General features: G+C 59.7%; 15 protein-coding genes. 10 read left to right on the top strand and 5 right to left on the bottom strand.

Annotated features, from left to right (window positions below; translation table 11 throughout):
- Positions 1 to 39: 39 nt before the first annotated feature.
- The 9 genes from Q0V70_RS04610 to Q0V70_RS04570 all read left to right on the top strand — a co-directional run bounded on the left by Q0V70_RS04610 (position 40) and on the right by Q0V70_RS04570 (position 8,644).
- Positions 40 to 888: a DsbA family protein gene (locus Q0V70_RS04610; RefSeq protein ID WP_297345691.1), complete on the top strand. Its 849-nt coding sequence runs from the start codon at positions 40 to 42 to the stop codon at positions 886 to 888.
- Between the two features lie 69 nt (positions 889 to 957).
- Positions 958 to 1,890, top strand: a complete 933-nt coding sequence (locus tag Q0V70_RS04605) for a cytochrome c biogenesis CcdA family protein (RefSeq protein WP_297588931.1) — start codon at positions 958 to 960, stop codon at positions 1,888 to 1,890.
- 41 nt (positions 1,891 to 1,931) lie between these two features.
- Positions 1,932 to 3,413 (top strand): magnesium transporter MgtE N-terminal domain-containing protein, encoded by a 1,482-nt coding sequence (locus Q0V70_RS04600; protein ID WP_297345689.1) that lies wholly within the window; start codon positions 1,932 to 1,934, stop codon positions 3,411 to 3,413.
- Positions 3,406 to 3,960 (top strand): DUF1003 domain-containing protein, encoded by a 555-nt coding sequence (locus Q0V70_RS04595; RefSeq protein ID WP_297345688.1) that lies wholly within the window; start codon positions 3,406 to 3,408, stop codon positions 3,958 to 3,960. The genes Q0V70_RS04600 and Q0V70_RS04595 overlap by 8 nt, the downstream gene beginning before the upstream one ends.
- Before the next feature lie 59 nt (positions 3,961 to 4,019).
- The gene (gene rlmB, locus Q0V70_RS04590) at positions 4,020 to 4,997 is read left to right on the top strand and encodes a 23S rRNA (guanosine(2251)-2'-O)-methyltransferase RlmB (protein ID WP_282922578.1); all 978 of its coding nucleotides are present in this window, start codon (positions 4,020 to 4,022) and stop codon (positions 4,995 to 4,997) included.
- Between the two features lie 210 nt (positions 4,998 to 5,207).
- Entirely contained in the window at positions 5,208 to 6,728 is a 1,521-nt protein-coding gene (gene cysS, locus Q0V70_RS04585) for a cysteine--tRNA ligase (RefSeq protein WP_297588927.1), read from the top strand.
- Between the two features lie 21 nt (positions 6,729 to 6,749).
- The gene (locus Q0V70_RS04580) at positions 6,750 to 7,508 is read left to right on the top strand and encodes an AzlC family ABC transporter permease (protein WP_297588925.1); all 759 of its coding nucleotides are present in this window, start codon (positions 6,750 to 6,752) and stop codon (positions 7,506 to 7,508) included.
- Entirely contained in the window at positions 7,505 to 7,828 is a 324-nt protein-coding gene (locus tag Q0V70_RS04575; protein WP_297588923.1) for an AzlD domain-containing protein, read from the top strand. Before Q0V70_RS04580 ends, Q0V70_RS04575 begins: the two co-directional genes overlap by 4 nt.
- Before the next feature lie 81 nt (positions 7,829 to 7,909).
- Positions 7,910 to 8,644, top strand: a complete 735-nt coding sequence (locus Q0V70_RS04570; protein WP_297588920.1) for a phosphoglyceromutase — start codon at positions 7,910 to 7,912, stop codon at positions 8,642 to 8,644.
- 71 nt (positions 8,645 to 8,715) lie between these two features.
- Here the strand turns inward: Q0V70_RS04570 and Q0V70_RS04565 are convergent, their stop codons facing one another.
- Positions 8,716 to 8,949, bottom strand: coding sequence for a hypothetical protein (locus tag Q0V70_RS04565; RefSeq protein ID WP_297588918.1), 234 nt, complete (start codon positions 8,947 to 8,949; stop codon positions 8,716 to 8,718).
- Between the two features lie 140 nt (positions 8,950 to 9,089).
- On the opposite strand from Q0V70_RS04565, the gene Q0V70_RS04560 reads away from it, so the two are divergent.
- On the top strand, positions 9,090 to 9,572 hold the full coding sequence (locus tag Q0V70_RS04560) for a CarD family transcriptional regulator (RefSeq protein WP_282922572.1): 483 nt from the start codon (positions 9,090 to 9,092) through the stop codon (positions 9,570 to 9,572).
- A 100-nt stretch (positions 9,573 to 9,672) separates the two neighbouring features.
- Here the strand turns inward: Q0V70_RS04560 and Q0V70_RS04555 are convergent, their stop codons facing one another.
- The 4 genes from Q0V70_RS04555 to Q0V70_RS04540 are packed head-to-tail and all read right to left on the bottom strand — an operon-like array spanning position 9,673 to position 13,782.
- Positions 9,673 to 9,984, bottom strand: coding sequence for a P-II family nitrogen regulator (locus Q0V70_RS04555; RefSeq protein ID WP_297588916.1), 312 nt, complete (start codon positions 9,982 to 9,984; stop codon positions 9,673 to 9,675).
- Positions 9,981 to 11,615, bottom strand: a complete 1,635-nt coding sequence (locus tag Q0V70_RS04550; protein ID WP_297588914.1) for a DUF1538 domain-containing protein — start codon at positions 11,613 to 11,615, stop codon at positions 9,981 to 9,983. The genes Q0V70_RS04555 and Q0V70_RS04550 overlap by 4 nt, the downstream gene beginning before the upstream one ends.
- The gene (locus Q0V70_RS04545) at positions 11,616 to 12,293 is read right to left on the bottom strand and encodes a P-II family nitrogen regulator (protein ID WP_297588912.1); all 678 of its coding nucleotides are present in this window, start codon (positions 12,291 to 12,293) and stop codon (positions 11,616 to 11,618) included.
- On the bottom strand, positions 12,286 to 13,782 hold the full coding sequence (locus tag Q0V70_RS04540; RefSeq protein ID WP_297588906.1) for a DUF1538 domain-containing protein: 1,497 nt from the start codon (positions 13,780 to 13,782) through the stop codon (positions 12,286 to 12,288). The genes Q0V70_RS04545 and Q0V70_RS04540 overlap by 8 nt, the downstream gene beginning before the upstream one ends.
- Positions 13,783 to 13,808 lie beyond the last annotated feature (26 nt).

Here is a 13,808-nt window from a genome sequence, read left to right as displayed (position 1 = left end):
ATGCTTGACTAAAGGAATTATTTGGAAATATGAGGAACAATGAGCGATAAGGACAAATCTGTGGAACGCAGCGCCGCCAATGTGTGGGCTTTGAAAATTATTGGCGTCCTGGCCATTGTGGTGCTTTTAGTTATCGCGTTTTTCGTGGGGCGAGCCACGGCTCCGGGTACAAACAACCCGGCAGCCGCCCCCAGCGAACCTGCGACGGCCAGCGGCACCGCTACGGGCGATGAGCAAAAGGCCGTGGCTGACTTTGTGGCGCAAACAGGCTTGGTCCCCGGTCAAGACTTCGCCTCCTCGGTCACGAACGAAGGCGGGCTGGAAGCCATGAAAATCCTGCGGGACGGAGCCGATGAGCCCGGACGCACCCTAGGGAAACCCGATGCCCCGGTGACGCTAACAGTTCTGAGCGATTTTTCCTGCCCGATGTGTACCAGTTGGGGCAACGATACGTTGCCGAAACTACAAAAATATGTCGACGACGGCACCCTCAAAATTCAATGGCACAACATGGTGATATTCGCTGATCAGTATCGTTCCGACGTGGCTGCGCGGGGTTCGATTGCAGCGATGAAACAGGGCAAACTGTGGGATTTCGTGCGGGCCGCCTACGGGACCGCACCCGAAGGCGAACACCCCACTTATGACGAAAACAAGGTCATCCAGATTGCCCAATCCGTTGGCATCACCGACTTGGGACGATTCAAGTCCGACATAAACTCCCCGGAAACCCAAGCTACCGTTTCTGAGGAAACCGATTCGGGACACTCGGTAGGAGTCAACGGTACCCCGTTCTTTGTGCTGGGGGATTCCACGATTTCTGGGGCCTACCCGATTGAGTACTTCGAGCACTCTATCGAGTACCAAAAATTCTTGGCCACAAAGTAGGTCCTGGCAGCTGGCCACGTCATTTTTCAAACTCACTGCGGGGAATAGGCCCGCGGGGAAGGAAGCGGAATGGACTCGGTAACCTTCGCGGTGGCGTACGCCGGGGGGATTCTGACCCTGTTTTCGCCCTGTTCCGCCCTACTGATTCCGTCATTCTTTTCTTACGCTTTTTCCTCAAAGACGAAACTGGCGTCCCGCACCGCCGTGTTTTTCCTGGGGCTTATGGCGGGATTACTGCCCACCGGGGCCGCTTTCGGTGCCATCGGAGCGGTGCTGAACGCGAAACTGCGCGGTCTGACCGTGTGGGCGGGGCTAATCATCGTCCTGTTCGGGGTGTGGCAGTCTTTGGCGCTACCGGTACCGAACTTTGGGAGCCTGAAAAGCCGGTGGCAGCTGTGGAAACAGCGCCGTGCCACGCAACGCGCCACCCGGCGAGACCCGGTTTCGGGCGACTCACCGCGGGATGTGAACACCCCGGTCGAACGTACCTCCCCGGCAGCGATTTTCCTGCTAGGACTGACATACGGGGTCGCCGCGACCGGCTGCCAAGCCCCGATTTTGGGCTCTATCCTCGCTTTCAGCGTCAGCGGTGGCTCCCCGGTGACCGGATTCTTTACTATGTTTGCGTTCGGTCTGGGGATGTTTACCCCGGTCGCCGTGCTGTCATTCTTGTGGAATCTGATTCCGAATCGGGTACTGCGCCCTCGCCCCCTCAAGGTTTTGGGTCGGGATTCCACCGTAGGGAACCTGGTTTCCGGACTGTTGATAACCCTGTTGGGGCTGATAATGACGCTGTCGGGTCCCGGCGGTCTGGCTGCTTCTCTGCTGTCCGCCAGCGCCCAGTCCAATCTGGAGTTCGCGGTGCAACGCACCCTCTCCGGGATTCCCAACTGGCTGTTCTGGCTGCTCGCGGCGCTGCTGGCCGCTTTCGTAGTGGTCTACCTGTGGGGAAAGCGCCGCCCCCGTCCTTCTGAGGACACCGCGCCCGACCCCGACTCGTGAAGTTTCCCACCGCTACCGGCACAAACAGGTAGGATTTACACGTGAGCAGAGACGAAGTGGAACGCGTCTTCGTGGGACGCCTAGGGGGAACCGCCGTGTTCGATCCCATTGGGGATCCGGTGGGAAAAGTTTATGACGTGGTGGTTTTGCTGCACCGTCGGCCGCCTGTCGCTGTCGGTTTAGTGGTGGAGGTAACGCGCGCTCACCGGGTTTTCGTGCCCATCACCCGGGTCACTGCCATCAAATCCGGTGCCGTCATTACGACCGGGCTGGTAAACCTGCGCCGTTTCCAGGCCCGACCCTTGGAAACCTGCGCGATTCAAGACGTGCTGGATCGGGTTGTGACGCTAAAGGACGGTTCTGGTCAGGCTCAGATTCTGGACTTGGCCATCGAGAGGCAAAAGGACCGGACCTGGGCTGTCACTGAACTTTACGTAGCCCGGTCCCGCCGGGGTCCTTTCCGCACCAGGCTTGGGGAAACCTTGCATGTGGGAATCGAAGAAGTCACCGGTTTGACCGTGGGGGGCGCTGATCAAGCGGCGGATTCCCTGCTGGCCACGTTGGGCGAGATGAAACCCGCCGATATGGCTGACGCCCTGCACGATTTGTCCGATTCGCGAATGCTTTCGGTCGCTTCCCAGCTGCCCGACGGTCGCTTGGCTGATGTGCTGGAAGAGTTGGAGGAGGACGATCAGGTTAAGATTGTTTCCTCCCTGGATCCGGCGCGAGCCGCCGATGTTTTGGATGTCATGCAGCCTGACGACGCCGCCGACCTGGTGGCTGAACTACCGCAGGAAGTCGCGGCGAACCTGCTGGAACTGATGGAGCCGGAAGAGGCGAAAGACGTGCGGCGTTTGCTGGCCTACGATGAGGAAACGGCCGGCGGCCTGATGACCACCGAACCGGTGGTGCTGGCTCCGGACGACACGGTCGCCACCATGCTGGCGCACGTGCAACGCCGAGACATTCCCCCCGCTCTGGCCGCTATCGCGATGATTGCCCGCCCGCCCCTAGAGACCCCCACCGGAAAATTTATCGGGGTCGTTCACCTGCAGCGAGCTTTACGCGAACCGCCCCACATCATGCTAGGAAACATTGTCGACACCGACCTGGAGGCCGTGACCCCGGATCGGTCGGTAGACTACCTGACGCGTACCCTGGCGACCTACAACCTGACAGCTATCCCGGTCGTGGGGCCCACCTCCGGTTCCCTGCTGGGAGCTGTCTCGGTCGACGACGTTTTGGACCACCTGCTGCCTGACGACTGGCGGTGGGATGACCGCGCCGAAGCCGAACAGGCCGCCATTGCGGAAGCCGAAGCCGCCGCCGGAGACGAGGAAACGCAACAAGACACTGCTTCGGCCTTGGCCTCTGACGATGCGGAAGGCGCTCCCGGCGATGAGGACGACGACCCCGCCCTTCACCACCCGATGAGCACCGTCTCGGCAAATTCGGCCCGTCACCCACAGACACCCCCAGAAATAGGTAAAGAGGCAGGTAAGGAGGTCAGCCCCGATGTCTAAGGGATTGGAGACCCCCACCGAAGGGCGCCGCGGAGTGTTCGGACGCCGGCGCCGCTCCCAAATCGGCGCCCAGGATCGTTCGCTGTTTACCCGGGTTGCGGAAAGTACCGCCCGCTTCATGGGTACTTCCAAGTTCATTTTGTGGATGACGGTTTTCGTGGCGGTCTGGATTATCGCGAACCTGATATTGACCCAATCCCTTGGGGATAACCCGTGGGATCCCTACCCGTTTATCCTGTTAAACCTGATGTTTTCTACCCAAGCCTCGTACGCTGCGCCGCTCATTATGTTTGCGCAAAACCGGCAGGACGACCGCGACCGGGTCATCGCGGAACAGGACCGCCAGCAGGCCGCCCGGACTTTGGCCGATACCGAATACCTAACCAGAGAAATTGCTGCCCTGCGTTTGGCGGTGTCCGAGCTGGCGACCCGCGATTTTGTGCGTTCGGAAATTCGTGACCTGCTCGACGAGCTGGAGCAGCGCGCCGCTGACACCTCCGAAGATTCAGACAACACCCGCTCCGGCTCGGATTCTAACCAGCGCTAACGACCTGCCCACCCCGGGAACACCGCGAGTTTGCGCCCGGCAAAAACACGTTGGGTAAAATGGTCGGCATGAGTCCAAAGAAATCTGCTTCACACGCCCCGAAAGGCAGCGGCGGGGTCCGCCGACATCGCTTAAAAGGCAAAGGGCCGACCCCGAAGGCCGTCAATCGCCCCTACCACCAGGCCTATCGCGACCGTCTGGAGGCGGAACGCAAAGCCACCCATACCTCGGGGGTAACCCAGCGAGCGGCGGCGAAAAACAAGTACCGGCCCGCAACCGCTACGGACAGCGAAATCATTTTCGGACGCAACCCGGTAGTCGAAGCCGCCGCGGCCGGAGTGCCACTGAAGCGCCTGTTCGTTTCCGCCACGCTCATGAAAGACGAGCGCCTGTCCAAAGTGGTACAGCGTGGGGCCGCTTCGGGGGCGGAGCTGCGTGAATGCTCCCCCGCCGACCTGGATCGCATCACCGCGGGGGGAACCCATCAGGGAATCGCGGCGGAAATCGCTGCTTACGAATACGCCGAAGTCATGGATTTGTGGGACCGGGCGGTGACTCGGGCCAAATCCGAGCCGCAGCGTCCCCCCTTGTTCATTGTGTTAGACCAGGTCACCGACCCGCACAACCTGGGGGCGACGCTGCGTTCCGCAGCGGCGTTCGGAGCTGACGGGGTCATCATTGGCGAGCATCGTTCGGCTTCCGTCACCGCGGCCGTATGGAAAGTTTCGGCGGGGGCGGCGGCGATTGTGCCAGTCGCCAAAGCGCGGAACTTGACTCATGCTCTGCAGCAGCTGCAGGCGGAGGGGGCGTTCGCTATCGGCTTGGACGGCGGGGGAGAAGTGGATTTGCCCGCTTTGACCCTGGCAGATCAGCCCCTGGTGGTCGTGACCGGCTCCGAAGGCAAAGGGATTTCCCGGCTGGTGCGCGAAACCTGCGACCAGATTGTGTCCATCCCGATTGATAAACGCATGGAATCCCTGAACGCCGCTGTCGCCACCGGCATCGCCCTGTACCAAATCGCTGCCCTGCGCGGCTAGACGAGCGGATTGTCCCGGGTGTGGGGTTTACCTGACACGAATGACCGATTTCACTGCGCTTCGAGACGAACGCCTCAAATCAAAATCAGTTTTACCTGTGATTTTGTACCTCAGAGGCCCGGACAAACCCAAAAATCTCTTTTACGATTGGTCATTCGTGCATTTGCACGATTACTGCCCCAAGCCCAACCGAGCCAGTAGACTTAGCTCATGAAGATTTTTGATTCCGCCACGCATGAAGTCCGCGACTTTGAGCCGGTCACGCCGGGAAAGGTGGGGCTCTATCTGTGCGGACCGACAGTGCAGGGGGCTCCGCATCTGGGACATTTGCGCGCCGCACTGAACTTTGACGTGCTGGTACGCTGGCTGCGTCGGCAGGGATACACGGTGACTTACGTGCGCAACGTCACCGATATTGACGACAAGATTTTGGCTAAATCAGCCGCCGCCGGCGTGCCGTGGTGGGAGCTGGCGGCCCATTTCGAGCGGGAATTCGACTTTGCTTACCGGGCTTTGAACACCGTGCCTCCAACCGTGACTCCACACGCCACCGGGCATATTCCCCAACAGATTGCGCTGATTGAACGCTTGCTCGAGCGCGGTCACGCCTACAGCGACGCGAACGGCAACGTGTATTTCTCGGTGACGTCCCTGCCGGACTATGGCGCGCTGACGAACCAGCCGGTCAGCGAACTCGCTTCTACCGAGGACGAATCCCAAATCGACACCGCCACCGAGGCGGGCAAACGCGACCCTCGTGATTTTGCCTTGTGGAAAGCCGCAAAAGACGACGAACCCGCCGATGCGGCTTGGGACGCGCCCTGGGGACGCGGACGTCCCGGCTGGCACCTGGAATGCTCCGCCATGAGCCAGGCTTACCTGGGCGACACGTTCGACATTCACGGCGGAGGGCTCGACCTGCGCTTTCCCCATCATGAAAACGAGATGGCGCAGTCTCACGGAGCGGGCTGGGGATTTGCCCGCTACTGGATGCATAACGCCTGGCTGACGCTGAAGGGCGAAAAAATGTCGAAGTCGGTCGGTAACGTGGTCGGGGTGCGCCGCCTGTTGGAGGATTGGGATCCAGCGGTGGTGCGGATGTCCGTGGTAACCACGCACTATCGCACGAATCTGGAATACTCCGAAGATTCCTTGAAACAGGCGGCTTTGTTGTGGGAGAAATTCACCAGTTTCCTCCAGCAAGTTCCGCGGTCGGCTCCGGCGGAGGCGGTGGCTTCTGAGGTTTGCAATATCTATGGTGATGTCGAGCCAGACCTTGCTCGGCAACGCGAACTGGCCGCGGTCGAGTTACCCGATGACTTTGTGGCGGCTTTGGACGATGACCTGAATGTTCCCGGTGCCCTCCCGGCGTTGCACCGCACCCTGAAAACCGGCAAAGCGGCCTTGGTCAGCGGGGACACGCCTGCAGCTCAGCAGGCCGCCTTGCAAATGCGTGCCATGCTGGACGTGTTCGGTTTGGACCCAGCCGACCCGGCTTGGGCCACGCCAACACCCGCAACCGAGACTCCCGGCGCCACCCCAGACACCGCGCAGGCCCCGAACGATACCTTGGAAGCACTGGTCACCGCCCTTTTGAAGCAGCGTGCTGACGCGAAAGCCCAGCGGGATTGGGACCGTGCCGACTCGATTCGCGACCTGTTGCAAGCCCACGTCGCTCCGGTGGTGGACACCCCCGCTGGGGCTCAGTGCGGCTCGGTCACGTTCGGTTAGCCCCGTAAAGCAGGTCAAACTGTGGCAAAACACGACTTTACCGCGGGAATCAAGGCGGGACTTCCTATCGGGCTGGGCTATTTCGCGGTTTCTATCGCCATCGGTATGTATTGGGCACAAGGCAAGCTGCCGCCTCTGTCCTCGGCCGTCTTTTCCCTGACCAATGTGTCCTCTACCGGCCAGTTTGCTGGCACTACCATCATCGCTGCCCAGGGCGGTCTGGTGGAACTGGCCGTAACCACGGCGCTGGTGAACCTGCGTTACCTGCTGATGAGTACTTCCCTGTCCCAGCGCCTGACCAGTACGAATCCCCGCCCAGTCGGCAGCCTCAAGCGGATGGTGATGGCGCTGGGGGTCACGGACGAGATTTACGCCATCAACATCGGGCGGACTCACGTGGGTTTCGCGCATTATCTGGGTTCGATGATTCTGCCGATTCTGGGCTGGGTGTCAGGCACCCTGGTCGGAGCATATGTGGGTGCGGCGCTGCCCAAAGCGGTGGAAAACGCGGCGGGAATTTTGCTTTACGCCATGTTTATCGCCATCGTCATGCCCCCGTTTAAACAGTCCTCGCAGGTAAAAATGGTGGTGGCCATCGCGGCGGGGACTTCGGCTGCTCTCGCTTTTGCCCCGGTCGTATCCCAGCTGTCCTCCGGCTGGCGCATCATTCTTGCCACCCTGGTGGCCGCGGGGCTCGGAGCGACGTTCTTTCCACATCGTCAGGCGGCAACCGTCCCGGAACTGTCCGGCGATGAAGCGGGGAAAGCGGGGGAACTATGAGCTACCTGGCCACAGCTATCCTGGTGACTGCACTGGTCACCTATGCTTTGCGAGTCTTACCGTTGCTGTTGTTGCGCCGAGACATCAAGTCTCCTTGGATTAATTCTTTCCTGTACTACGTGCCGTGGGCGGTGCTGGCCGCGATGATTATTCCCGCCGCGTTCCTCTCGACCGGTTCCCTGATTTCCGCAGTGTTGGGCATTGGGGTGGCTCTGGCGCTGTCGTGGCGAGGTCAGTCGCTGTTCGTTGTGGCCGTCGCCGCGGCACTGACGGTGTGGATTTGCGAGGTCGCACCAGGGTTCTTGCCCACCCTTTCGTGAACACTCACCAATGGCGTGGCACACCAGAAAACCGGGACCAAAAGCCCTATGACGGACAAAGGCCTGTGGAAGAATGAAACTATGACGTACAAACTTGTGCTGCTCCGCCACGGCGAGAGCGAATGGAATGCAAAAAACCTGTTCACCGGATGGGTTGACGTGCCTTTGAGCGAAAAGGGCCGCGCCGAAGCTACCCGCGGCGGCGAACTACTTAAAAAGGAAGGCATCCTGCCTGATGTCCTGCACACCTCCCTGCTGCGCCGCGCGATTATGACCGCCAACCTGGCGTTAGACGCGTGCGACCGGCACTGGATTCCCGTGCGCCGCTCGTGGAGGCTGAACGAACGGCACTACGGCGCCTTGCAGGGCTTGAACAAAAAGGCTATCCGTGACGAATATGGCGAGGACCTGTTCATGCAGTGGCGTCGGTCCTATGACGTGCCGCCGCCCCAGATTGAGCTCGGTTCCGAGTTCAGCCAGGACGCCGATCCGCGTTACACAGGCGAGCCGATTCCGCGTTCGGAATGTCTCAAGGACGTGCTGGAACGCGCTTTGCCCTACTGGAGTGACGCGGTCATCCCCGACCTTAAGACCGGCAAGACCGTCATGGTGGCGGCTCACGGCAACTCGCTGCGCGCCATTGTAAAGCACCTGGATTCCATCAGCGATGATGAGATTTCAGGCCTGAACATTCCCACCGGGATTCCGCTGTACTACGAGCTGGGTGAGGACTTCAAGCCTGTCGCCCACGGCCGCTACCTGGATCCGGACGCGGCTGCCGACGCCATCAAAGCGGTGGCTAACCAAGGCAAATAGTTCAATTTAAACATATGTGGGGCGCTTCGGTATACCGAGGCGCCCCATGTAATTGCCGGTCGTTGCGGATTCTAGAACTCGGTGCCGCGCGAAGGCTCCGCTAAAATCCCACGCCGCGTCACTTCATAGACCGGAGGGTCGAGCAGTTCCGCTTCGACTCCGTGCAAAGCGGCTACATCTGCAGCTTGAGAGGCCATTACCCGGCGTGCCGCCTTGACTACTTTCCGTTTTACCGGAGCGTTTGTTAGGTCAATACCCTGCTTCTTTTTACGGTCGGACTTCTTTTTCCTTTTCGGTTGAATCATTGTTACCTCGGTAAAAATTCGTGCTACGGGGGGCAGTTTTTCGCGCCATTGCGCCAAAAGTGAGCGTAGCTTTAATTGCTCTTTACCACAAAATCGTGATAATATAAGTATATCCACCTCAAAACCGGGAGATTTTCAATATGACATTTAAGGTCGGCGAAACCGTTGTTTATCCCCATCATGGGGCCGCCACGATCGAAGAGATCACAACCCGCGTTATTGGAGGTGTGGAACGCGAATATCTCAAGCTCCGTGTAGCTCAGGGTGACCTCACCATCCAGATTCCGTCTGAGAACGTAGAAATGGTCGGAGTGCGCGACGTGGTTGATGAAGCTGGTCTGGAGCACGTCTTTGAAGTGTTGCGCGCCAAGAAGACCGATGAGCCTTCCAACTGGTCGCGCCGCTACAAGGCCAACGTAGAAAAAATCGCTACTGGCGACGTGGTCAAGGTGGCCGAAGTTGTGCGTGACCTGTCCCGCCGTGACTCGAACCGCGGACTGTCGGCCGGCGAAAAGCGAATGCTGACCAAGGCACGTCAGATTCTGGTTTCCGAACTGGCCTTGGCTGAGAAAACCAACGAAGAGGACGCTTCGTTGCGCCTGGACGAAGTCTTGGCTTCCTAAAACACCATAACTTTTGCAAATAATAGTTGGAGGTTTTCCTCCAACTATTATTTTTTGCCCGTATTACCCCGTTTTGTACGCTTCGGACGCTTTGCCGGTCCTACTCGGTCGGTTGGTAAAGCCCGCGCACGCGGGCTGTGTTTTGCACGAAAACAATGCCGTTTCCGGGCTGGCGCAATTCCAGAGTTTCATAGATGGTTTCCACTATTTGCGGGGTGTTCGCCTGGTCGGCCAGGATTATCACCAGCTCTTTTTCCGGTTCAATTCCCAAACCGAACAGGGTGGCGGTTTCGTGGACTCCAGAGCCGCGCGCATTAATAATCGTCCCGCCGTGCGAGCCGGCCTGCACCGCCGCGTCGATGACCTCTTCGGCGTGGCCTTTTTCCACAACGGTCAATATCGCCTGAATCATGAGTTTTCCTTCTTTCCTTGGCCAGTTTCAGCCGGTTGATGCCCTGCCGAGACGGCAGCAGCGCGGGGGGTGGATTTCGCACAAGCGGTGGGGGATGCGGGAGAGTCAACGTCATCAGTCGGGGTGGGGCTGGACCACGGGTCGCTGTTCCGCAGGTTGGTGCGGCGCCGGGCGCGAGCCTGGAACACGACGCCGAGCAGCTGCAACACAATCGGGGGCATCAGCGCAACCATCGTGATGAGTCCCAAACCGTCCTCTACCACGTCTGCAGTAGGGGTGCCCGCGGCCGCTCCCTGGGCAAAGGCCAGCACAAACGTGGTCAGCATCGGGCCGGGCGCGACCCCGCCGCCGTCAAAAGCCAGCCCGCCGAACAGCTCGGAGGACACGAACGTCAGCCCGACCGCCACCAGATATCCCGGCAACAGCATGTGCCACAGCTCTAAACTGGGTATCACCAGGCGCAACGTAGACAACAGAACTGCCGAGCCCACCCCTAGTGCCATCGCCGCCATCACGGCAGAGGCACGCACTGACCCGGAAGTGACCTCCTGCACCTGCTCGGTCAAGACGTGTACCGCCGGTTCCGCCAACACGGCCAGGAAACCCAGTGCGAAAGCAATGGCCAGCAGTAGCGGCGCACTCCCCCGAAGCGCCAAACTCACCCCGATAGTGCGTCCCACGTCCATGAAACCGCCATTCGCGCCGGTCAGGAAGAAAGTCAGACCCAAAAACGCCATAACGATACCCGCGATGACGCTACGGGTAGCTGACTTGTGCAGTTTGAACACCGTGAAGTTACCAATCAGGAACAGCGCCAGCAGCGGGGCCAGGGCGAGGCTGACGCTGCGGGCTTCCATCGGAAAATGTTTCACCAGCGGTTCAAAGAGGTGGGTGGTGTCCGGAGTCAGGGTCGGTCCGGTAGTCGGCAAAGCGCCCAGGTGCAGCAGGATAGACGTGATTTGCAGGGCTAAAATCGCCCCCACGCAAGCAATCGCCACCAGCCCGAACGCGTCGGATTCACTGCGGGCCGAGTCGCGTTTCATCGACGCTACCCCGGTGGCGAAAGCCAGCACGACCGGCACCGTCAGCGGCCCGGTCGTGGCGCCGGACGCATCAAAAGCAATAGCCAGATACTGCATGGGCGCCACCAGTGCCAACAGCGCCACCAGGCCATAAGACGCCAGCAGCACCCAGCGAAGTTTCCAGCCACGCAAAATCCGCACCATGCCCAGGCACAGCAGTACCGCCAACCCGGCTGAAACCACCACAATCAGCAAGATAGAGGACACTATTCCGCGGGTCAACGTGTTGACCTGCGCCGCATAGATGAGAATATCCGGTTCCGCCATGGTCAACAGGAAACCCAGTACAAACGTGAGCGTCATAACCACCGAAATCCGCCCGGACTTGACCACGGTCGAGGACATAATCCGTCCGATGGGGGCGATACCGACCTCGACCCCCAACAGGAACAGCGACAGCCCGGCGATAATCGCGATGGCACCCAGACCGAAACGAGGCAGCAGTACTCCCGGCAGGGGAACGACCGTGAAATGCACCAACACCACAACACCGGCTATGGGAAGGACCGACTTGGTCGTTTCCCACAGCTTTGCGGTTAAGGTATTCATCTACGCTCCCTGGTACAGCCCGCTGACAGCGACCACATTTTGGGTGAAAAGAATGCCGTGGTTGGGTTTTTCCAAATCGAGACGCTGGTCGATGGCGTCCTCAATCTGAGGGGCGCTCTGAGCGGGGGCCAGCATGAACACAATGTCCTTTTCCGGTTCGATTTCCATGCCCAGCACCAGTTCGGTTTGAGCAATCCCCGAGCCTCGCCCGGCGATTACGGTGCCTCCGCGAGCTCCGGCACTTTGCGCGGCCTCAACCACATCCTCGGCCCGGCCGTGCTCGACAATGATGGTGATGAGCTGCCACTGTGCCGGTTGCACGGCATGGTCCGCGGGGGGTTCGGGCCAGCGTTCAATGGCAGACGTTCCCGCGATGCCCTCCATCTCAACCGCAAAAGCGATACCCCGGTTGGGTTTCTCAAAGTGGAAACGTTTTGCCAGCGCCTGCATCGCCGTGCTGGCGGTGGCGGTGTCGGCACCCATGATGAGGACTTCTTTGCGGGAATCCACCACGCCGATAGCGTTGAGCCACTTGTTCTTGATGGTGCCGCGTCCCAGCATCACTGTCGCACCGCGAATCCCGTGTTTTTTCGCTTCGGCAATAACTTTGGAGGCCATCTGGTCATTGACCACAACGTAGAGCAGCACCGCGTCCTTATGCCAGTCTTTCTCAAGCATGGGAAACCTTCCTTGTCTTAGAAGAATATATTAGTCCGAGAATTTGAATGGTAATCAGCGGTGTCATGGCGACCGTTGCGATTACCCCTAGTCCGTCCACCACCACGTTTGCTCCCGGTGTTCCGGCCGCAGCTCCTTGGGCAAAAGCCAATACGAAAGTAGCCGTCATAGGTCCGGACGCCACCCCGCCGGAATCAAAGGCGATGCCGGTAAACAGCGGCGGAGCGTAACGCATCATGATGACAGCTACCACGTATCCCGGCAGCAGGATGTGCCATAGCTCCAGCGTGGGCACGAGGACACGCGCGGTGGACAGCACGACCGCCACGCCCACTCCTAGTGCCAGCGAAAACATCACCGCTTTGCGGTGCACCGCCCCGGCCGTAACGTCCTCGACCTGGTCCATCAGTACGTAGACTGCCGGTTCGGCCAGAATCGTCACGACCCCCAACAGGAACGCCACCGCCAGCAGCAGGGCAGGGGGTTGGTTCGCGGCCAGCGTTTCGCCGATGGTGCGGCCCACATCCATGAAACCTGCGTTGACCCCGGTCAGGAAGGTGACCAAACCGAGGTAAGAAAACACCAGGCCCAAGATGATACGACGCAGTTTCTCCGCAGTCAGGGGGAAAAACTTTGCTACAGCGCCAACCACGAAGGCGGTGAGGATGGGAGCCAATCCTAGCGCCACGTCACGAACCTGGCGGGGAGCCTCTTCGGCCAGCGGCGCCAACGGGCTGAGATTCAACACTTCCGGGGCGGGAATGTCACGGGGAATCTCTCCCAGCCGAAAGATGACGGCGGTAACCAGCACCGCCAAAATTGCCCCCGCGGAAGCAATTCCCACCAGCCCAAACGCATCAGCTTCACCGCTGCGAGAGTCCTTTTTCATCGCGGACACCCCCGCCGCCATCGCCAAGATGAACGGAACGGTCAACGCCCCGGTGGTGGCTCCTGAAGCATCAAAAGAAATCGCGAGGTACTCGGTGGGAGCGAAAAAGCCCAGGATTGCCACCAAAACGTAGGCGCCCAGGAGGACAAATTTCAGAGGGATGGAACGGATGATGCGCACCATGCCGATAGTCAGAAGCGCCGCTATCCCCAGGCTCACCACCAGCACCAAAAAGAGCTTGCCCAGTAACCCGCCGGTAATCAGCTCGACTTGACCACCGTAAATATGCAGGTCAGGCTCCGCTACCGAAATGAACAGACCCAACACAAAGGTTGCTGATATCACGACCGAAAGCCTGCCGGACCGAGCGATAGCGTGTCCCAGCAGCTGGCCGATGGGGGTCAGGCCAATGTCTACTCCCAGCAGGAATATCGCCAAACCCACGATAATTGCGAACGTGCCCAAGGTAAAACGCGCCGGCAGCGAGCCTTCCAGAGAAACCAGCGTGAGTGCCAAAACCACGACAATTCCGACAATAGGCGTCACAGAAAACAGCGTCTCTTTCAGCTTTCGTAGCGGTGCAGAAAAATCAGCAAGCAAAGTGGCTCCTCACATAGGGGCGGTTT

The sequence above is a fragment of the uncultured Mobiluncus sp. genome, assembly GCF_947087965.1.
Taxonomy (GTDB): Bacteria; Actinomycetota; Actinomycetes; order Actinomycetales; family Actinomycetaceae; genus Mobiluncus.
This window is presented reverse-complemented; position numbering and strand designations above follow the sequence as displayed.